Source organism: Brevundimonas sp. (assembly GCF_013912005.1).
Lineage (GTDB): Bacteria > Pseudomonadota > Alphaproteobacteria > Caulobacterales > Caulobacteraceae > Brevundimonas.
In genome coordinates, this window is the sequence record NZ_JACESB010000009.1 from 1 (window position 1) to 19,098 (window position 19,098).

Annotated in this window: 14 protein-coding genes; 3 read left to right on the forward strand and 11 right to left on the reverse strand. The window is 70.6% G+C overall.

The genetic code is table 11. From position 1 onward, the window contains the following. Nucleotides 1-174: 174 nt before the first annotated feature. The 3 genes from nadA to H2038_RS08110 form a co-directional block, all read right to left on the reverse strand. Nucleotides 175-1,254 carry a quinolinate synthase NadA gene (nadA, locus tag H2038_RS08100; protein ID WP_292111429.1) on the reverse strand — a complete coding sequence of 360 codons (1,080 nt, stop codon included), beginning with the start codon at nt 1,252-1,254 and terminating at the stop codon, nt 175-177. A 140-nt stretch (nt 1,255-1,394) separates the two neighbouring features. Next, nucleotides 1,395-1,922: a methylated-DNA--[protein]-cysteine S-methyltransferase gene (locus H2038_RS08105; protein WP_292111433.1), complete on the reverse strand. Its 528-nt coding sequence runs from the start codon at nt 1,920-1,922 to the stop codon at nt 1,395-1,397. Next, complete coding sequence (locus H2038_RS08110; protein WP_292111436.1) at nt 1,903-3,006, reverse strand: Ada metal-binding domain-containing protein; 1,104 nt, start codon at nt 3,004-3,006, stop codon at nt 1,903-1,905. Before H2038_RS08110 ends, H2038_RS08105 begins: the two co-directional genes overlap by 20 nt. Before the next feature lie 118 nt (nt 3,007-3,124). On the opposite strand from H2038_RS08110, the gene H2038_RS08115 reads away from it, so the two are divergent. Beyond that, nucleotides 3,125-4,819, forward strand: coding sequence for a hypothetical protein (locus H2038_RS08115; protein ID WP_292111439.1), 1,695 nt, complete (start codon nt 3,125-3,127; stop codon nt 4,817-4,819). 2 nt (nt 4,820-4,821) lie between these two features. On the opposite strand, the gene H2038_RS08120 is transcribed toward H2038_RS08115, so the two are convergent. The 8 genes from H2038_RS08120 to H2038_RS08155 all read right to left on the reverse strand — a co-directional run bounded on the left by H2038_RS08120 (nt 4,822) and on the right by H2038_RS08155 (nt 16,436). Then, the gene (locus H2038_RS08120; RefSeq protein ID WP_292111672.1) at nt 4,822-6,588 is read right to left on the reverse strand and encodes an SLC13 family permease; all 1,767 of its coding nucleotides are present in this window, start codon (nt 6,586-6,588) and stop codon (nt 4,822-4,824) included. Nucleotides 6,589-6,668: 80 nt separating this feature from the next. Next, a complete protein-coding gene (locus H2038_RS08125) occupies nt 6,669-7,775 on the reverse strand; it encodes a hypothetical protein (RefSeq protein WP_292111441.1) in 1,107 nt (368 codons plus the stop codon). Between the two features lie 18 nt (nt 7,776-7,793). Then, a complete protein-coding gene (locus H2038_RS08130) occupies nt 7,794-8,123 on the reverse strand; it encodes a helix-turn-helix transcriptional regulator (RefSeq protein WP_292111444.1) in 330 nt (109 codons plus the stop codon). A gap of 124 nt (nt 8,124-8,247) precedes the next feature. After that, nucleotides 8,248-9,147: a Ku protein gene (locus tag H2038_RS08135; protein ID WP_292111447.1), complete on the reverse strand. Its 900-nt coding sequence runs from the start codon at nt 9,145-9,147 to the stop codon at nt 8,248-8,250. Nucleotides 9,148-9,240: 93 nt separating this feature from the next. Beyond that, nucleotides 9,241-12,816 (reverse strand): M1 family aminopeptidase, encoded by a 3,576-nt coding sequence (locus H2038_RS08140; protein WP_292111450.1) that lies wholly within the window; start codon nt 12,814-12,816, stop codon nt 9,241-9,243. An 8-nt stretch (nt 12,817-12,824) separates the two neighbouring features. Next, a complete protein-coding gene (locus tag H2038_RS08145; protein ID WP_292111453.1) occupies nt 12,825-13,703 on the reverse strand; it encodes an ABC transporter ATP-binding protein in 879 nt (292 codons plus the stop codon). Nucleotides 13,704-13,802: 99 nt separating this feature from the next. Then, complete coding sequence (locus H2038_RS08150) at nt 13,803-15,950, reverse strand: malate synthase G (protein ID WP_292111456.1); 2,148 nt, start codon at nt 15,948-15,950, stop codon at nt 13,803-13,805. 75 nt (nt 15,951-16,025) lie between these two features. Further along, the gene (locus H2038_RS08155) at nt 16,026-16,436 is read right to left on the reverse strand and encodes a helix-turn-helix domain-containing protein (protein WP_292111459.1); all 411 of its coding nucleotides are present in this window, start codon (nt 16,434-16,436) and stop codon (nt 16,026-16,028) included. 112 nt (nt 16,437-16,548) lie between these two features. Here H2038_RS08155 and H2038_RS08160 point away from each other — a divergent pair, with 112 nt between their 5' ends. Both H2038_RS08160 and H2038_RS08165 read left to right on the forward strand, forming a co-directional pair. Continuing rightward, entirely contained in the window at nt 16,549-17,304 is a 756-nt protein-coding gene (locus H2038_RS08160; RefSeq protein WP_292111461.1) for an SDR family NAD(P)-dependent oxidoreductase, read from the forward strand. A gap of 289 nt (nt 17,305-17,593) precedes the next feature. Then, complete coding sequence (locus H2038_RS08165) at nt 17,594-19,066, forward strand: DEAD/DEAH box helicase (RefSeq protein ID WP_292111675.1); 1,473 nt, start codon at nt 17,594-17,596, stop codon at nt 19,064-19,066. Nucleotides 19,067-19,098 lie beyond the last annotated feature (32 nt).

The window sequence follows — 19,098 nt, forward strand, 5'->3', positions numbered from 1 at the left end:
GCGGAGGCCTCCTCGGGCTTGGGATCCCAGGGGCCGGGCCGGCGGGGGGCGTTGGTGTCGCTCATCGGTCCGACGTGGCCTTTTCCGCCCGCAGCCACAAGGCCAGCAGGGCGAGAAGTCGCAGGCTTTTCCGGTCGACCGTCGCCACGGCCCGCACGGGCGGGACGTAGTGCATCAGATCAGCTCCACCGCCACGTGATGCCGCGCCTTGACCAGGTCGTAGCGCGCCGGAACGGCGGGCGGCGGCAGGTCGATCATCCGCTGCACCGCCAGCCGCGCGCGCTCGGCCATGTCCTCGGGCACGGTCACCTCGAACTGCATGTTGAGCAGGCAGTCCCGGATGTTCTCGAGGGTGATCCGCTTCATGTGCGGGCACAGGTTGCAGGGGCCGATGAACTGCACGCCCGGGACGTCGCCCGCGACGTTGGAGGCCATCGAGCATTCGGTGATCATCACCACCTGCTTCGGCTTCCGCGCCGCCACATAGTCCGTCATGGCCGCCGTCGAGCCGGCGAAGTCGGCCGCCGCCAGCACCTCTTCCGGGCATTCGGGGTGGGCCAGGATCTCGGCCCCCGGATACGCCGCGCGCATCTCGGCGATGTCTTCGGCGGTGAAGCGCTCATGCACCTCGCAGCGGCCCTTCCAGGCGATGATGCCCACCGTCGTCTGGGCCGCCACGTTCCGCGCCAGGTATTCGTCGGGGATCAGGATGACGCGGTCGACGCCCCATTCCCTCGCCGCCCACTCCACCACCTGCACGGCGTTGGCCGAGGTGCAGCAGATGTCCGTCTCGGCCTTCACGTCGGCGGTGGTGTTCACATAGGTGACCACCGGCAGGCCCGGGTAGCGCTGCTTGATCAGCCGCACGTCGGCGCCGGTGATCGAACTGGCCAGCGAGCAGCCCGCGCGGAGGTCCGGGATCAGCACCGTCTTGTCCGGCGACAGGATCTTCGAGGTCTCGGCCATGAAGTGCACGCCGGCCTGGACGATCACCTTCGCCTTCGACCTGGCGGCCTCCTTCGCCAGACCGAGGCTGTCGCCCACATAGTCGCCCACCCCGTGGAAGATCTCCGGCGTCATGTAGTTGTGGGCGAGGATGACGGCGTCGCGCTCGCGCTTCAGGGCGTTGATCTCCGCGATCAGCGCCGCCTGCGCCGGCCATTCCAGCGGGGTGACGTGGTCCTTGACCTTGGCCCACACCGGGGCCGTCGCCCGCTCCAGCTCCCGCGTCAGTCCGAATGCGCCGTCGGCCATCGCCCGCTCTCCTTTTGCTCCATTTGAGCAAATGTGAGGCCTGAAGAACGGCGACCAGGCCCTCCGGCCCGCCGCCGACTTATGCTCACTTTCAGCATAAGCAGCGACAATCTAGGCCGATCGGCGTGAAATGCAAGCGGTCAGCGGGCCTGCGCCCCCTCGTGCGCCAGCAGCCATCGCTTGCGCTCCAGCCCTCCGGCGTAGCCGGTGAGGGTTCCGTTCGCGCCGATCACCCGGTGGCAAGGCACGATCACCGCCACCGGGTTCTGGCCGTTGGCCAGCCCTGCGGCCCGCACCGCCTTCGGGAAGCCGATCGCGGCCGCCAGCTGGCCGTAACTGCGCGTCTCGCCCGGCGGGATAGCCCGCAGCGCCGCCCAGACCGCGCGCTGGAAGGCGGTGCCGGCCGTCCGGACCTCCAGTCCGTCCAGCGCCCGCAGGTCGCCGCCGAAATAGGCCTCGACCGCCCGCCGCACCCCTTCAGGGGCCCGCCCTTCGACCAGCACCGGGTCAGCGCCGCAGTGCCGGCGCAGCAGCCGGCGCATGCGCGGCTCGTAATCGGAGAAGTCGAGGGCCCGCACGGCGCCGTCCGCGTCGGTGACGAGCAGGGCCTCGCCCACCGGCGTGGCGATGCGGTCGAGGGTCAGGGTCTCAGGCGGCGCGTTGCGCATCGTCTCTCTCCATCAGGGCGGCGGCGCCGATCCCCGCCGCCGCGAGGTGCAGGGCTCCGTAGGCCCGCCACGGACGCCAGGCCTCGGCGCGCGCCGTCAGGCGCGCGTCCTCCAGCCGGTCGCTGGGCGGGTTTCCGTCGTCGTCGATCCACTTGCCGGGCAGACGAAGGCCGGGCCGGGCCTCCACCAGCGGCCGCAGGACCGGATCGGCCGAAAGGTCGCGGGCGATCGCCTCCGGGTCCGCCGACAGGTCGAACACCCGGCGCACCCGGGCCAGCACGCCCGGCAAGGCCCTCAGGTCGTCGGCCTCGACGCAGACGGAGACCCGTCCCGCCTCGCCCGGCTCCACCGTGACCCGGCCGTCGGCCCCGTCCACCGCGCGCGTCAGCTCCCGTGACCAGCGCCGCCCCTCGACCGCGTCGCCGCGGGCGGCCAGGGCGGCCAGCAGGGCGTCCCATTCGAAAGGCGGACGGCAGGGCAGGCTCAGCCGCACCCCGCCCGTCGCTTCCCGCTCCCCCCGTCGGCGCAGGGTCGACGGCGGCCGCCCGTACAGGGCCTGGAAGGTCTCGTTGAAGCGCCGCACGCTGCCGAAGCCGGCGGCCAGCGCCACCTGCGCCATGGGCAGGTCGGTCTGGTGGATCAGCGCCTTGGCCAGAAGGACCCGGCGCGTCTGGGCCACGCTCACCGGCGCCGCCCCGAGGTGCTGGCGGAACAGCCGCCGCAGGTGCCGCTCCCCGACGCCGAGCCGGCCGGCGAGGGCGTCCACATCCCCCTCGTCCAGCGCTCCCGCCTCGATGAGGGTCAGGGCCCGGCTCACGGTGTTGGAGGTGCCGCGCCAGGCGCCCATGTCCGGCGCCGTCTCCGGCCGGCAGCGCAGGCAGGCGCGGAAGCCGGCCTCCTCGGCCGCGGCGGCCGAGGCCACGAAGACCATGTTCTCCCGCTTCGGCGTCCGCGCCGGGCAGACCGGCCGGCAGTAGATCCCGGTCGACTTCACGCAGGTGAAGAAGCGGCCGTCGAACCGCGCATCCCGTGTCAGCACGGCGCGGTAGCAGGCCTCCTGGTCGAGCTGGCGGGCGGTGTCCATGGCCGCCATCCTGCCCCCGCCCCGCCCGCGAGTCTCGCGGTTTTCGGACACGGGCGTCAGGGCCGCTGTTCAACCAACACCGTTCTGCTACGATGGATGCGGGCTTGGAGGGAAGGTGATGAAGACAGCGCTTGCATGCGTTATCGTCGCTGCGTGCCTTGGATTAGCGTCCGAATCCCGCGCCCAGGAGAGCGAGCAACGACGTCTCGGCGATTGGATCGAGGAGCATTTCCGCGTCGTGGGGCGCAGTTGCTTCGCCGGTTTTCGCCCCGCCCGCAGCAATGGGACGGTGGTTCCTGAAGACATCCGGAACTGGCAGCTGCTCCGCGACCGGTGGAATGAGAGCGTCACCGTCTACGGCAACGACTCCCTCGACAGCATCTTCTCCCAGGTTCACCGGCGCGTGGATGGCAGGTACACCGGTGAGCCGCTCTACCGCATCGGCGCTTCAGCGGAGCGGAGCAGCCCGATCTTCTACGCCCTCCAGGGCAACGCCACACGCCAGCACAATTGCGCCACGATGCTGGCCGCGAGCGCCAACACCGAACTCCGGCTTGATCTGGCGCAGGTGAAGCTCGCTCTTTCCGCCAACGTCGACCAGAACCGGGCACAGACCGCCTACGCCTATGCAGGCCGCATGGTCTCCCCGCTGGCGATCGCCTTGGGCCTCAACCCGACCACGCCGGACGTCGCCGGGCCAATCCCCCGTTTCCGCGCCTTCATGTCGCTCTGGGACTGGTACCGGATCTCCCCGGGCATGATCGACGCCGCCGACCGACGCGAGCTCGAGATCTACTCTCAGGTGGACGGAGCCGCCCTCTACCGGACCGAAGGTCTGACCCAGAACGCCATCCTGTCCGGCGCCGTAAACGTGTCCTCGGTGGTGCCGTTCCTCTCCGGCCGCGGCGGCGGATCAGGGAGCCTTCGCGCCGGTTTGGAGGGAGCGAACTTCGAATATGCGGTCGCGTACTGGGGCCTTCCGACGCCGGCGCGGCTTCCGACCGCCTCGGAGGTCGCCAGACGCGCCGCCCAGCTGGCCCGCTTCACCCCGGCCTCTTCCAACCCGGTCGGCGTCGAAAGCGCTGCGCCGTTCGCGTACAGCCTCGACCTGGCTGATCTGCCGTCCAACTACTGTCGGCAGGACTACTGGGAGCTGGCGGCCCAGGCGGGGCGTGCAGGCTCGGCCACGGCGACCCGGGTGGAGGTGCAGGAACAGAGAGTTGCTCCCGGACCGTCCGTCTGCCGGTTCACTTTTCACTTCACGCCCGCCGCGGAGGCCGCCGCGTCGGTCAGCCTGGCGCCAGCAGTGAAGTCCGTGATCCGGCGGCCTGACGGCACGACCGCCGAACTGCTGCTCGCCCCGCCTCCTGTGAGCCTCCCCGACTTCAGGTCCAGCGTCGCCCTGCGCGCGGCGACCCTCGCCCGCCGCATCGCCGTCCCGGCGGACGACGCCGCCGCCGCTCCCGTGATCCCCATGACCTTCGCGGTGGTCGAGCGGACCACTGGTCGCCGCGCTTCTGGCGTGGTCAGCGGCTCGACCCATCTGACCCTCTCCTGCGGCGGCCAACCCGCAAGGCCGATGACTCTGGTCGGCGGCGTCGTCCGCTGGAGCCGGACCAATGAGCAGGCGAGCCTCGCGTTCGACGCGGGCGTACCGGAAGACGTCTCGCCGCCAGCGGGCGCTCCGCCGGTGGAGTGTTCTGTCAACGGACGGACTCTCCTCATGATGGAGGGAGGGCTGCCGCCCCTCGATACCGAGTTGCCGACGTCCGTCTTCCATCTGGTCCGGGAGGCCCCGCCGCAGCCGGCGTGACCCTACAGCGGCCAGAACAGCAGGATCAGCGGCGGGCCCGCGAGCAGGACCAGCAGGCTGAGCGGGGCGCCGAGCCGGGCGTAGTCCTCGAAGCGGTAACCGCCCGGCCCCATCACCAGGGTGTTGCACTGGTGGCCGACGGGCGTGAGGAAGTCGCAGGCCGCGCCGACCGCGACCGCCATCAGGAAGGCGTCGGGATCGTAGCCCAGCTGGGTGGCGAGGCTGGCCCCGATCGGCGCGACGATCAGCACCGTGGCCGCATTGTTCAGGAACGGCGTCACCGCCATCGCCGCCAGCATCAGCCCGCCCACCGCCAGCACGCCCGGAAGGCCGGTGAACAGCTGGCGCATCAGGCCGGCGATCAGGTCGGCGCCCCCGGTCTCCTGGATGGCGTTCGAGACCGGGATCAGCGCCGCGATCAGCACCAGGAGCGGGCCATCGAGCGCGGCGTAGGCCTCGCGCATCTTCAGCCCGCCCAACGCCACGATGACCACCGCCGCGCCGAAGAAGGCGACCGCCACCGGCGCCGCGCCGAAGCCCACCAGCAGCATGGCCGCGGCCAGCACCACCGCCGGCAGGTAGCGCCGCCGGGCGCTGCCCAGGCGCACCTCCCGCTCCGCCAGCGGCAGCAGGTCCAGCGCCTGCAGCGCCATGGGAAGCCCGGCCTCCCCGCCCTGCAGCAGGACGATGTCGCCGGGCTTCAGCCGGGTGGAGCGCAGCTTCTGGGTCAGCTCGTGCCCGCTGCGGGACACCGCCAGCAGGTTGACGCCGTACTGGCCGTACAGGTCGGCCTGGCGCGCCGACTGCCCCGCGAGCGGCGAGTTGGCGCCGATCACCGCCTCGACCACCTGCACCTCGTCGGCCGGCTGCTCGAGCGTCACCGGGTGGTCGTCGCGCACCAGCTTCAGCCGGGTGGCGGCGAGGAAGGCCTCCAGCGCCTCCTGCTCGCCCTCCACCAGCAGGCTGTCGCCGGTCTGGACCTTCTGGTTGCCGCGCGGCCGGGGAATGCGCCGGCCGCCGCGGATCAGGGCGAGGATGCGGACCTCGCCGCCCCGCTCGCGCAGCGTCTTGATGGTCTCCGGCGTCCAGTCCTGCGGAACCCGCGCCTCGGTGGCGTAGCCCTGGGCCGACAGCGCCTCGCCGAGGCTGATCGAGCCCTGGCGGTTCTTCGGCAGCAGGCGGTAGCCGAAGGCGAGAAAGACCAGGGCGATCGCCGTCAGCGCAAGCCCGACCGGCGCGAAATCATACATGCCGAACGGCTCGCCCAGCAGCTCCGCGCGGGTCTCGGCGACGATGATGTTGGGCGAGGTGCCCACCAGGGTGACCATGCCGCCCGCCATGGCGCCGAAGGCCATGGGCATCAGCAGGCGGGAGGGCGAGGTCCCGGTCCGCCGGCTCAGCTGCATCGCCACCGGCATCATGATGGCCAGCGCCCCGACGTTCTTGGTGACCATGGACAGCAGGGTCACGGCGACGGTCATCACCGGCGTCTGGCTGCGCTCGGTCTTGAGCAGGGGCAGGATCCGCTTGAGCGCCAGTTCGGCGATGCCGGACCGGGCGAAGGCGGCGCTGACCACCAGGGCCGCGGCGATGATCACCGTGACATCGTTGCGGAAGCCGTCGAAGGCCGCCTCCGCCGGGATCACCCCGACCGCCAGCCCCGCCACCAGGGCCGCGAGCGCGACGAGGTCGTAGCGGAACCGCCCCCAGACGAAGCCGGCGATGGTCAGACCGACCAGACCGAAGGCCAGTCCCTGCTGCAGCGTCACGCCCAAGGCGATTTCCCCCCGCGGCCGGATCGCCGCCGGCCGTTAACGCAGATCACCCGGTTTCGCTGCGCCGGCCGCGTTCAGCCGCGAACCGCCCGCCACAGCCCGCCCAGCAGCTGGAAGGCCAGGCCGATCGCCATCATCGCCAGCACCCAGACGGCGACGATCGACAGGTTGGCGGCGACGCCCGCCAGCTCGCGGCCGCTGTCGCCGAGCGCCCGCAGGGTCTCGAAGTTCAGCATCGACCCGTCGCCCGCGATCCGCGCCGTCTCCTCGCCGCGCACCAGGGTGAACCAGTGCCCCGCCTCGAAGATGGTCGCCGTCAGCCACAGCCCGGCGACCGCAAGGGCCGCCCGTCCCGCGCCGCGCAGCCGGACCGCCGTCGGCCGGGCGAGACCCACGAGATCCACCGCCATCTGGGCCAGGGCGTAGACGAGGATGAAGCCGTGCAGGGCGGTCCACACCGGCGCGCCTTGCACCACCGCCTCCGCCCCCCGCAGCTCGAGGCTGGCGAGGCCGGGAAACTGCAGCGCCCCCACCCACCACAGCACGAACACGCCCGTGGCCAGCAGCGACACCAGGTGCTCGCCGCCCGGCCAGCCCGGCGCCCGCGCGAGCGCGGTTCGCTCCGCGCGGGTCCCGGCCGTCTTCCGCCCGCCCATGGCCGCGCCCCAGGCGCCCGGATCCGACAGGCCGAAGGCGGAGAGTTCGCTGACCCGCCAGTTTCGCATCCATGCCGGTCGGTAGCCGACATGCTCCATGACCGCGCCAGCCAGGGTGAGCACGCCGATGAGCGCGAGACCCGAGTCGATGAAGCCGTTGACCGCCTGCGCCATCGCCCGCCCCGCATCGGCCGGACCGCTGAGCAGGTTGATGAACAGGAACACGCCCTGCAGCGTCAGCAGGAGCAGCAGACCGGCCTTCACGCCGAACAACCAGTAGGGAAAGAGCTCCGGCCCGATCAGCGAGTCCGGTCCCTTGCGGTAGCGCGACGCCACCACGAGCGGGTGGCCGATCTCGCGCAGGATCTCCTCCTGCTCCGCCTCGGTCAGCGGCCGGCCCAGCGCCTCTTCCTTCGCCTCGAAGCGGCTCAGGATCAGGTCGCGCAGTTCGGCGACGATGTCGTCGCGCTCGTCCTGCGGCAGCTGGGCCGCGACGGCGGCCAGGTAACGGTCGATCATGTCCATCGGACGGTCCCCCTTCCCTCAGAGAAGCTTGTCGAGCGCGGCGTTGATGCGCCGCCATTCGTCGGACAGGGCGGCCAGCATCTCCGCTCCCGCAGGCGAAAGGCGGTAGAAGCGCTTGCGCCGCTTCTCCTCCTCGCGCCATTCGCTCTCCAGCAGGCCCTGGCTCTCGAGCCGGCGCAGCAGCGGATAGAGGGTGGATTCCTCCATCTCGAGCCCGTCGGCCGCCAGCGCCTGCCGCAGCGTGTAGCCGTAGCGTTCGGTCCGCAGGCAGGCGAGCACGGCCAGCACCAGGGAGCCGCGCCGCAGCTCCAGCCTCATGCTCTCGAAGAGGTCGGGATCGACCGCCATGCCCATTCACCTGTCCGCCACATAGTGTGTGACACACAGTGTATGGGACAAAGGGTGCCAAGGAGTCAAGCCGAACGGCGTTCGCCGCCCCGCCGCCATCGCGACGGAGCGACGGACCGGACGCCTACGCCGCCTTCTTTCGCGCGGGAGCCTTCTTGGGAGGCGTCTTCTTCGCGGCGGGCTTCTTCGCCGCCGTCTTCTTCGGGGCCGCCTTCTTCGCCGGGGCCTTCTTCGCGCCGCCGCCGGAGGCCGAACCCTTCAGGCTGTTCCTGAGCGCAGCCATCAGGTCGATGACGTTGGTGTCCTCGGGCTCGGGCGCCTCGACCAGACCCTCGCCGCCCTTCTGCTTGGCCTTGACCATCTCGCGCAGGGCCTCGTCGTAGCGGTCTCGGAACTGGCTCGGGTCGAAATCGGCCTCCTTCTGGGCGATCAGCCGCTCGGCGATGTCGACCATGTCGGCGTCGGCCTCGACATCCGGGATCTCGTCGAAGAAGTCGTTCGCATCGCGCACCTCCTCGTGGGCGCGCAGGCTCCAGGCGACCATGCCCTTGCCGCGCACCTCCAGGGCGATCTGCCGCTCCCGGCCGCGCAGCACCAGACAGCCCAGGGCGATCTTTCCGGCCGAGCGCATGGCTTCCCGGATCACCGCGAAGGCGTCGGTCCCGACCCCCTTCTCCGGCACGATGTAGAAGGGATCGTCCCAGTACAGCCGGTCGATGTCCTCGACGTCGACGAACTCGTCGATCGACAGGGTTCGCGTGCTCTCGATCCTGACCTTGTCAAAGTCCTCGTCGTCGAACAGCACGTACTCGTCCTTCGACACCTCGTAACCCTTGACCAGATCCGAGCGCTCGACCGGCCCGGTGTCGGGATCGGTCGGGACCATGCGGATGCGGTTGTTCGTCTCCGGGTTGATCAGGTGGAAGCTGACGTGGCTCCGGCTGGAGGTGGCCGTGTACATCGCGACCGGACAGGTCACGAGCGACAGCTTCAGATGCCCCTGCCAGGTGGGTCGGGCGGCCATGGTGCGGACTCCTTGTTCGGCCGACTCAACGCCGGTCTCCGGGAGTCGTTCAGGCGAGGCGGGCAGGACCGGCGGAACGCCGGCCCCGCTCCCTCACCCCACCGGCCGCACGTTGTCGTCCGAGTTGCGGTCGATCCACTTGTTGAACGGATCGGCGCCGGCGAACTCCGGCTCGCGGTCGACGACGAAGCGCAGGGTCTGCGTTCCGGAGCGGATCGGCCGGCGCTCCAGCAGGATCACATCCTCCTCGTCGAACACGCCTTTGCCCGGCTCGGCGGTGAAGAGGCCGATGTCGAAGGTCTCGTTCAGCGGCGCCTCCGTCTCGACCCCCTCCCCGTCGGCGTAGAGCTTGCGCGCCTCGACCGTGACCGCGACGTCCCAGCGGCCGTCGGCGCGCTTCGTCGCCGTCGCCCCGGTGGTCTTCACGTCATACAGGGTGATCTTCTCGAACAGGTCGGTGATCAGCGCCTGCTTGTCGGCCGGCGCTTCGGCGCGCAGCGCCGCCACCAGATCGAGGGAGCGCGGCCACGGGGCGCCCTTGAAGGCGTACTGGGCCAGCACCCGGCGCAGGGCGCGGTTGACCGCATCCTCGCCGATCTGGTCACGCAGCAGGTACATGACCAGACCGCCCTTCTGGTAGTGGATGTACTGCTGGTTCTCGACCCGCATCAGCGGCAGCTCCTCCAGCCGCTCCATGCCGCGGGCGCTGAGGTAGCCGTCCAGCTCGTCCTTCAGGAAGCGCCGGATCTGCTCGCGGCCGTACAGCTTCTCCATCACCATCAGGGCCGAGTACTGGGCCAGGGTCTCGGACAGGGCGGTGGCGCCCTGCTGGTCCGAGCCGACGACCTGGTGGGCCCACCACTGGTGGGCGAACTCGTGGGCCGCGACGTAGGTGACGTAGTCGATCTTGGTCTCGTCCGAGAGGTCGGCGATGAAGCCGAGCCCTTCCGACCAGGCGAAGGTGTTCGGATAGGACTGGGCGAAGCTGGCGTAGTCCGGGAACTCGACGATGCGCGCCTGCCGGAACTGGTACGGGCTGAAGTTGGTCTGGAAGTAGTCCAGCGACGCCGCCAGGGCGTCCAGCATGCGCGGCACGTTCCGGTCGTGGTCGGGGTCGTGGAAGACCACCAGCTCGACGCCGTCGTGCGTCCGCGCCGTCCGCTCGTACTCGGCGGACTGCACCGAGAAGAAGTTGAGCACCGGCGACTCGGTGACGAAGCGCGAGGTGCGGCGGTCGCCCTGCACCACATCGGACACCATGCGGCCGGGCGCGACCACCGTCTGGTCGGCGTCCGTGGTCACCGTGATGTCCGCGGTGGTCCAGTCGGCGCCGATGTAGTTGCGGCGGCGGGCGGACTCGTCCTCCAGCCTGGCCGGCCGCAGCTCGGCGGGCAGGCCCAGCTTGCGCCGCTTGCTGCGGTCGTCGAGCAGCCCCTGCCGGCTCATGCCGATCATCGGGGCGAACTCCATGTTGTTCACGAAGGTGCCGTTGTCGACCAGCCGCGTGGTGTTGCCCGAGGCGCGGAAGCCGCGCTGCTCGAGCACCGTCTCGAAGGTCACCGTGCGGCGCTCGCCCGGCTGCATCGGGGCGGCGAAGCGGTAGATGCGGTACTCGAACTCCGGCCATTCGCGGGCCACGGCCGCGCCCTCGACGTCCAGCCGGACCATGTCGAGGTCCTCGGTCCAGCGCAGGTGCACCTCCCTGAGCGGCGCATCGGTGCGGTTCTCCAGCACATAGGTCCCGCGGGTGGTCAGCTTCGGCTGGTGCGGCCGCAGGTCCATGGCCAGCTGCATGTGCGCGACCGACGGCTGCGGCGTGGTCTCGTAGCGCAGCAGGGCCTTCTCATAGGCGGCCTGTTCGGCCTCGCGGGCGTCGCGGGACTGGTAGTCGTTCCAGACGTTGGTGTTGACGTAGATGAAGCTCCCGAGGCCGACGAAGGCGACCAGCGCCACGCCGGCGATCAGGCCGGCCGGGCCGGCCAGCCGGTGCGGGAAGCGCTTCAGCCGCGGCCACAGCCGGGTCTCGGTCCCGCGCCGCCACAGGCCCCAGGCCACGACCAGCAGCAGGATGGCGAAGGCGGTCCAGTAGGCGTCGGTCCAGGCGTTGAAGCGGGCGAAGTCGCCGGTCCCGTTCATGTCCGACAGCGGCACGCCGATGCCGGCGCCGTAGCGGTACAGCACATGGTCGAAGCCCATGTTCACCGCCACGATGGTGGCGATCATGTAGACCACCATGATCGCCCAGCCGATGAACTTGTTGGGCGAAAGGGCCTGGACGAAGATCGCCAGCACCGCCAGCAGGGTGAAGCTGAGCCCCTGCGGCAGGACGTACCAGAACAGGTACTTGTCGAACTCGAAGTCCGTGTAGCCCTTGATCGTCTGGGTCACGACGCCGGCCAGCACGCCGACCGCGAGAGTGGAGATCAGCACCAGGGCCAGCGCGAGGGTCTTGGGGACGAGGAAGGTCCAGTCCGGCGTCGGGGTGGCGTCGACGATCTCGTGGGTCCGGCGGTCGCGGTCGCGCCAGATCAGTTCGCCCGAATAGTAGATCGCGATCACCATCGAGATCAGGCCGAACGTGCCCATCAGGGCGGTGATCACCACCCGGGTGACCAGCAGGATCGGCGCGCCGTAGATCTCGCCGGTGAAGAACAGGGTGGCGACCGCGAAGGCGAAGGCCAGCAGCACCAGCACCACCCAGGCCGGGCTCCTGAACACCAGGGCCATCTCGAAGCGGGTGCGTGACACCAGCTGGGTGAGCCCGCTGCGGAAGCCGTAGGAGGGACGCGGCAGGGCGCCGACCGGAGCGGCCGGCGGCGCATCCGTCTCCACCAGCGCCTTGAGCCGCTCCTGCTTGCGCAGCTTCGCCCCCTTCGGCGACGGCCGGTACAGCGCCCAGGCGGCGGCCAGCAGGGCGAAGCCCACGGCGGTCCAGATCACCCGGTTCCACAGCAGCACGCCTTCCAGCGGCGGGTTCAGCGTGTTGCGCTCGGCGGCCGTCCAGTACTTGGTGACCAGGGCATAGGCGCCGCTGCCGAACGGCTCGGCCCAGGCCATGGCGGTCTCGAACTCGGGCCGGCTGCCCAGCACCCCCGTGCTGGCGAGATAGGCGATCAGCACCGCCACCACGCCGATGTAGGTCGCCATCATCGACCGGGTGACGGTCGCCAGGGTGAAGAACAGGGCCGAGGTCAGGAACACCCCGGTGAGGCCGAACACCAGGTAGGCGTAGGCGTAGTCGCCGAGCCGCAGCGGCCCGATCGTCTCGGGATCCACCCAGGGCATGAAGGTGCCCAGCAGGGTGCCGATGGCGATGCTCAGGTAGCACAGGGCCACGGCGGCGAAGGCGCCGAGGAAGCGGCCGTACAGGTACGCCCCCTTGGTGATCCGCGTGGACAGGATCATCGGCCCGAAGCCGGTCTGGGTGTCCCGGGCCACGACGTTGGCGACGATCGCCGTCGTCGCCAGCATGAAGAAGATGTTGAAGATGATGTGCGCGCCGGCCAGCGCATAGGGCGCGTTCTTGTGCACATTGCCGCCCGAGCCGAGCGAGACGTTGGGGCTGGCCACCGCGCCGAAGGCCAGCAGGCCGAAGACGATGGCGATGACCCAGAACGCCGGCTGGCGCAGCTGGTAGCGGAACTCGAAGCTCGCGATCTTGCCGAACATGATGCGCCTCAGGCCGCGCGGCGCGAGGCGGCGACGGTGGCGAGGTAGACGTCCTCAAGGCCGCCCGGCGCGCGTTCGAAGCCGTCGCCCGGATGCCCCTCGGAGAGCACGTGCACCACGGTGCGGCCGCCCAGCAGGCGGGTCGAGATCACGTTGTGCCGCTTCTGGAACTCGGCCAGCTCGGCCTTGTCGATGGTCCGCCGCCAGACCTTGCCCTCGAGGCTGTGCATCAGGTCGGTCGGCGCCCCCTCGAGCTGGATCTTGCCGCCGGCCAGCACCGCCATCCGGGGGCACAGGTCGGTGACGTCCTCGACGATGTGGGTCGACAGGATGACCACCACGTTCTCGCCGACCTCGGCCAGCAGGTTGAGGAAGCGGTTGCGCTCCTCGGGGTCGAGGCCGGCGGTCGGCTCGTCGACGATGATCAGCTCCGGGTTGCCGATCAGCGCCTGGGCGATGCCGAAGCGCTGGCGCATGCCGCCGGAGAAGCCGGCCAGCGCCTTGCCCCGCACCGGCCACAGGTTCACCTGGTGCAGCAGGGCGGTGACCGTCTCCTTGCGCTCGCGGCCGTTGGCGATGCCCTTCAGCACGGCCATGTGGTCCAGCATGTCGTAGGCCGACACCCGCGGGTAGACGCCGAAATCCTGCGGCAGGTAGCCGAGCACGCGGCGCAGCTTCTCCGGCTCGCGGATCACGTCGATGTCGCCGAAGCGGATCGAGCCCGAGGTCGGCGTCTGCAGGGTGGCGATCGAGCGCATCAGCGTCGACTTGCCCGCGCCGTTCGGCCCGAGCAGGCCAAACATCCCCTTCGGAATCGTCAGGCTGACGTCGTCCAGCGCCCGCGTTCCGTTGCCGTAGACGTGGGTGAGGTTCTCGATCGTCAGCATGCGCGCCCCCCTTGGTGCTCCCTTCACCCTGTCGCCCGGGGTCGGGGGCCGCAAGTTAAACATGGGTCAGATTGGCCCGGCGGGCCCCGGCCCCTTCCCTCAATCCGCCGAAAGCGCCGCCGCCTTCGCCTGCGCCCGGAAGGCGTGCAGCAGCGGTTCGGTGTAGCCGTTCGGCTGGGCCGCGCCCTCGAACACCAGCGCCCGGGCCGCCCGGAAGGCGAGGCTGTTCTCCGGGTCGGGCGCCATCGGCCGGTACAGGGGATCGCCGGCGTTCTGGGCGTCGACCTTCGCCGCCATGCGCCGGAGGGCGGCGTCCACCTGCTCCGCGGTGCAGACCCCGTGCAGCAGCCAGTTGGCGATGTGCTGGGACGAGATGCGCAGCGTCGCCCGGTCCTCCATCAGGCCGACATCATGGATGTCGGGCACCTTCGAACAGCCGACGCCCTGGTCGATCCAGCGCACCACATAGCCGAGCAGGCCCTGGCAGTTGTTCTCCAGCTCCTCGACCACCTCGGCCTCCGACCAGTTGCGGCCCTCGGCCAGCGGCGGGGTCAACAGGTCGGCGAGGGACGGAACCGGCTGCGCCGCGATCGCCTCGCGCAGGGCGAAGACGTCGGTCTGGTGATAGTGCAGGGCGTGCAGGGTCGCCGCCGTCGGCGAGGGCACCCAGGCGGTGTTGGCCCCGGTCTTCGGGTGGCCCGCCTTCTGCGCCAGCATCTCGGCCATGCGGTCCGGCGCGGCCCACATCCCCTTGCCGATCTGGGCCCGGCCGTCGAGGCCGCAGGCGAGGCCGACGGCGACGTTGCGCGCCTCGTAGGCGGCGATCCACGGGGCGGCCTTCATCTCCGCCTTCCGCACCACCGGTCCGCCCTGCATGCAGGTGTGGATCTCATCACCGGTGCGGTCGAGGAAGCCGGTGTTGATGAAGACGATCCGATCGCGCACGGCGTGGATGCAGGCGGCGAGGTTGGCCGAGGTGCGGCGCTCCTCGTCCATCACCCCCACCTTGATCGTGTGCCGCTCCAGCCCCAGCAGGTCCTCCACCGCGTCAAACAGGTCGTTGGTGAAGGCGCACTCCTCCGGCCCGTGCATCTTCGGCTTGACGATGTAGATGGAGCCGGCGCGGCTGTTGCGGAAGCGGCCCAGTCCCTTCAGGTCGTGCAGGCCGATCAGGCTGGTGACGATGGCGTCGAGGATCCCCTCCGGCGCCTCCGCCCCGTCCGCCAGGCGCAAGGCCGGCGTGGTCATCAGGTGGCCGACGTTGCGCACGAACAGCAGGCTGCGGCCCGGCAGGGTCAGGGTCGAGCCGTCCGGCGCCGCATAGTCGCGATCCTCCGCCAGGGCGCGCGTGACCTGGCGGTCGCCCTTGGCGAAGGTCTCGACCAGATCGCCCCGCATCAGTCCGAGCCAGCTGCGATAGGCGGCCACCTTGTCCGTCGCGTCCACGGCGGCGACCGAGTCCTCCAGATCGACGATGGTGGTCAGCGCCGCCTCCAGCACCACGTCGGCCAGCCCCGCCGGGTCGCCGGCGCCGACCGGGCGCCCGCGGTCCAGCACCAGCTCGACGTGGAGGCCGTGATGGCTCAGCAGGACGGCCTCGGGCGCGGCGGCGTCGCCGCGCCAGCCGACCAGCTGCGCCGGGTCCCGCAGCGCCGGGACCAGCCGGCCCTCGACCACCGCATAGCCCGTCGCCCCCGCGTGCGAGCCCTCCGCCAGCGGAACCGCCTCGTCGAGGAAGGCCTTGGCCCGCGCCACCACCCGCGCCCCGCGCGCCGCATCGTAGCCGCCGGCCGGCGGCAGGTCGCCGAGGGCGTCGGTGCCGTAGAGGGCGTCGTAGAGGCTGCCCCAGCGGGCGTTCGCCGCATTGAGCACGAAGCGCGCGTTCAGCGCCGGCACCACCAGCTGCGGCCCGGCGGTCGCAGCGATCTCCGGGTCGACGTTCGCCGTTCCGATCCGGAAGGGCGCCGGCTCGTCGACGAGATAGCCGATGGCCCGCAGGAAGGCCTCGGCGGCCTCGGGCTCGTGCGGCTGGCCGCGACGGCCCACGTGCCACTCGTCGATCGCCGCCTGCAGCCCGTCCCGCGCCTTCAACAGCGCCCGGTTGCGGGGCGCGAAGTGGCCGAACAGCGCCGCCGCCCCCTCCCAGAAGGCCGAAGGCTCCAGCCCGACGCCCGCCAGGGCCTCCTCCTCGATGAAGGCGGCCAGTTCGCTGGCGACCTGGAGACCGGCGCGGGTTGTCGTGGTCATGGGCTTCTCCTCGGGGACGGCTGTAACATTCCGTGATGACGTCACGGAAGTCGAGGCCGTCCGGGAACGTCCCGCTCAGCCGGCCGCTTTGCGGGCGTCGAACGCGCGGCGCGCCGCCTCGATGCGCTCGAGGTTGGTCTCGGCCCAGGTCCACACGCCGCAGAAGGCCTCCGCCAGGGTGACGCCGAGATCGGTCAGGCGGTACTCGACGCGCGGCGGAATCACCGGATGGACCGTGCGCACCAGCAGACCGTCGCGCTCCATCTGACGCAGGGTCTGCGTCAGCATCTTCTGACTGACGCCGCCCACGAGTTCGCCGATGCGGCTGAATCGCTGTTCGCCATGCTCGGCCAGCACCTCGAGGATCAGCATGGTCCACTTGTCGGCGACCCGGCCGATGACCTCGTTGACCAACGCCTCGACCCGCGGGTCGGGCGGCTCGTCATGATGGGGCGACGAGATTCTTGCGGGCGGAAGGTCCGTCATGTCCATTTCTTCCCGGAAAGTAAGTATGGCAGTTTCCGGTGCCTGCTTTCAGAAAGAGAGTGTCCGTCATAGCTGGGCTTCCGCGCGAATGCACGCGCGGGAGACGAGCGCCATGAAAATCACCGGCAACACCATCCTGATCACCGGCGGCGGCGGCGGCATCGGCCGGGCCCTGGCCGAAGCCCTGCACGCCAAGGGCAACCGGGTGATCGTGACCGGCCGCCGCGCGGGGCCGCTGCAGGCGGTCGCCGACGCCAACCCGGGCATGGCCTGGGCGACGCTGGACATGACCGACGCAGGGGCGATCCGCGCCTTCGCGGATCAGATCGCCCGCGACTGGCCGGACCTGAACGTGCTGATCAACAACGCCGGGATCATGATCCACGAGGACCTGAACGCCGAGCCGTTCGACCTCTCGACCGCCGAAGCGACCGTGGCCACCAACCTGCTCGGCCCGATCCGGCTGACGACGGCCCTGCTCCCGCAGCTGAAGCGGCAACCGGCCTCGACGGTGATGACCGTCACCTCGGGCCTCGCCTTCATCCCGCTGGTCGCCGCCCCGACCTACAACGCCACCAAGGCGGCGCTGCACTCGTGGACCCAGTCGCTGCGGACGCAGCTGGAAGGCGCATCGGTGGAGGTGCTGGAGCTGGCCCCGCCAGCCGTGGCCACCGACCTCATGCCGGGACATGCGGAGAATCCCAATTCGATGCCGCTGGCGGATTACACGGCGGAGGTGATGGGGCTGATCGAGCGGGGCGAGACGCCGCGCGGCGAGATCCTGGTGGAGCGGGTGAAACCGCTGCGTTTCGCGGAGATCGAGGGCCGCTACGAGCAGGTCTACGCCATGCTGAACGGGGGCGGCTGACGGAACGGCGGGCGGTCGAATGGCCGCCCGCCTTGCCTCGGCCGTATTCACCCCCTAGCTTGCGGCCATCGCACCTCGCGATGTCCGGCGCGCTCCAGCGCGTGAGGGTCCCTTCCGGACCCGTCTGTAGAAGCGCCCGGCTCCTCAAGATCATTCGTCGTCACTTCACGCGGGACGACGCCGTATCCCGCCCCCGAGGGGGCCGGCTGCGCGCGTCGATCCGGCGAGTTCCGGTCGTGCGCCCCGCCGCACATGAAAGACGACCGTGACGAACACGACCTTTGAATCCATGGGCCTCAACCCGGCCCTGCTCTCCGCCCTGAAGGCCGAGGGCTACGAAAAGCCCACCCCGATCCAGGCCAAGGCCATCCCCGACGTGATGGTCGGCAAGGACCTGCTGGGCATCGCCCAGACCGGCACCGGCAAGACCGCGGCCTTCGCCCTGCCGATCCTGCACCGGCTGGCGGCCAACCGCACCGCCCCCGTGCCGCGCACCACCCGCGCCCTGATCCTGTCCCCCACCCGCGAGCTGGCCACCCAGATCGGCGAGAGCTTCCGGGCCTACGGCAAGCATCTCGGCTTCCGCGTCGCCGTGATCTTCGGCGGGGTGAAGTACGGCGCCCAGGAGCGCGCCCTGCAGCAGGGTCTCGACATCCTCGTCGCCGCCCCGGGCCGCCTGCTCGACCACATCCAGCAGAAGACCCTGGACCTCTCCTCGACCGAGATCTTCGTGCTCGACGAGGCCGACCAGATGCTGGACCTCGGCTTCATCAAGCCCATACGCCAGATCACCTCGCGCCTGCCGGCGCGGCGCCAGAACCTGTTCTTCTCGGCCACCATGCCGTCGGAGATCGGCAAGCTGGCCGGCGACCTGCTCAAGGACCCGGTCAAGGTGTCGGTGACGCCGCAGGCGACCACCGTCGAGCGCATCCAGCAGTCGGTGATCTGGGTCGAACAGGGCCGCAAGCGCGCCCTGCTGACCGAGCTGTTCTCCGATCCCAGCTACACGCGCTGCCTGGTCTTCACCAAGACCAAGCACGGGGCCGACAAGGTCGCCGCCTACCTCGAGGCCGGCGGCGTCGAAGCCGGGGCCATCCACGGCAACAAGAGCCAGCCCCAGCGCGAGCGCGCGCTTGAGGCCTTCAAGAACGGCAAGCTGCGCGTGCTCGTGGCCACCGACATCGCCGCCCGCGGCATCGACGTGGACAAGGTCACCCACGTGGTCAACTTCGAGCTGCCCTACGTCCCCGAGGCCTATGTCCACCGCATCGGCCGCACGGCGCGGGCCGGCTCGGACGGCACCGCCATCAGCTTCGTCGCCGGCGACGAGATGAAGCTGCTCAAGGACATCGAGAAGGTCACCCGGCAGAAGATCCCCGCGATCGACCGCCGCAACGACAAGCAGCTGGCCCAGCTGGACGCCTCCATCATGGCCGCCGGCGTGGGCAAGAAGGCCAGCATCGACAGCGCCGGCAAGAGCGAGCAGGAGGCCCGCGGCCGCCGCGGCCGCAATCCGCATCGCGACGGGGTGCGTCCGGAAGGCGGCGGCCAGCCGCACCGCCAGCGCAAGGGCGGCCAGCGCGACCGCACCCACCACGCCGAGCGTCCGGCCGCGGCCTTCGACCCGATGGCCGCCGAGCGCGCCCGCCCGGTCAACAACGACCCGCGCAAGGCCGAGCCGAAGCCGGTCGGCGAGCTGAAGCGGCGCCCGCGCCGTCGCCGCCCGTCCAACGGCGGCAAGGGCTACGCCGCCCAGGGCTGACGGAACGCGCTGGCGGGGCCATGTCTTGAACC

What these genes read in the sequence shown, in the direction of transcription:
- nadA (WP_292111429.1), bottom strand. Translation starts at nt 1,254, where the DNA reads ATGGCCGACGGCGCATTCGGACTGACGCGGGAGCTGGAGCGGGCGACG.
- H2038_RS08105 (WP_292111433.1), bottom strand. Translation starts at nt 1,922, where the DNA reads ATGCGCAACGCGCCGCCTGAGACCCTGACCCTCGACCGCATCGCCACG.
- H2038_RS08110 (WP_292111436.1), bottom strand. Translation starts at nt 3,006, where the DNA reads ATGGACACCGCCCGCCAGCTCGACCAGGAGGCCTGCTACCGCGCCGTG.
- H2038_RS08115 (WP_292111439.1), top strand. Translation starts at nt 3,125, where the DNA reads ATGAAGACAGCGCTTGCATGCGTTATCGTCGCTGCGTGCCTTGGATTA.
- H2038_RS08125 (WP_292111441.1), bottom strand. Translation starts at nt 7,775, where the DNA reads ATGGACATGATCGACCGTTACCTGGCCGCCGTCGCGGCCCAGCTGCCG.
- H2038_RS08130 (WP_292111444.1), bottom strand. Translation starts at nt 8,123, where the DNA reads ATGGCGGTCGATCCCGACCTCTTCGAGAGCATGAGGCTGGAGCTGCGG.
- H2038_RS08135 (WP_292111447.1), bottom strand. Translation starts at nt 9,147, where the DNA reads ATGGCCGCCCGACCCACCTGGCAGGGGCATCTGAAGCTGTCGCTCGTG.
- H2038_RS08140 (WP_292111450.1), bottom strand. Translation starts at nt 12,816, where the DNA reads ATGTTCGGCAAGATCGCGAGCTTCGAGTTCCGCTACCAGCTGCGCCAG.
- H2038_RS08145 (WP_292111453.1), bottom strand. Translation starts at nt 13,703, where the DNA reads ATGCTGACGATCGAGAACCTCACCCACGTCTACGGCAACGGAACGCGG.
- H2038_RS08150 (WP_292111456.1), bottom strand. Translation starts at nt 15,950, where the DNA reads ATGACCACGACAACCCGCGCCGGTCTCCAGGTCGCCAGCGAACTGGCC.
- H2038_RS08155 (WP_292111459.1), bottom strand. Translation starts at nt 16,436, where the DNA reads ATGACGGACCTTCCGCCCGCAAGAATCTCGTCGCCCCATCATGACGAG.
- H2038_RS08160 (WP_292111461.1), top strand. Translation starts at nt 16,549, where the DNA reads ATGAAAATCACCGGCAACACCATCCTGATCACCGGCGGCGGCGGCGGC.
- H2038_RS08165 (WP_292111675.1), top strand. Translation starts at nt 17,594, where the DNA reads ATGGGCCTCAACCCGGCCCTGCTCTCCGCCCTGAAGGCCGAGGGCTAC.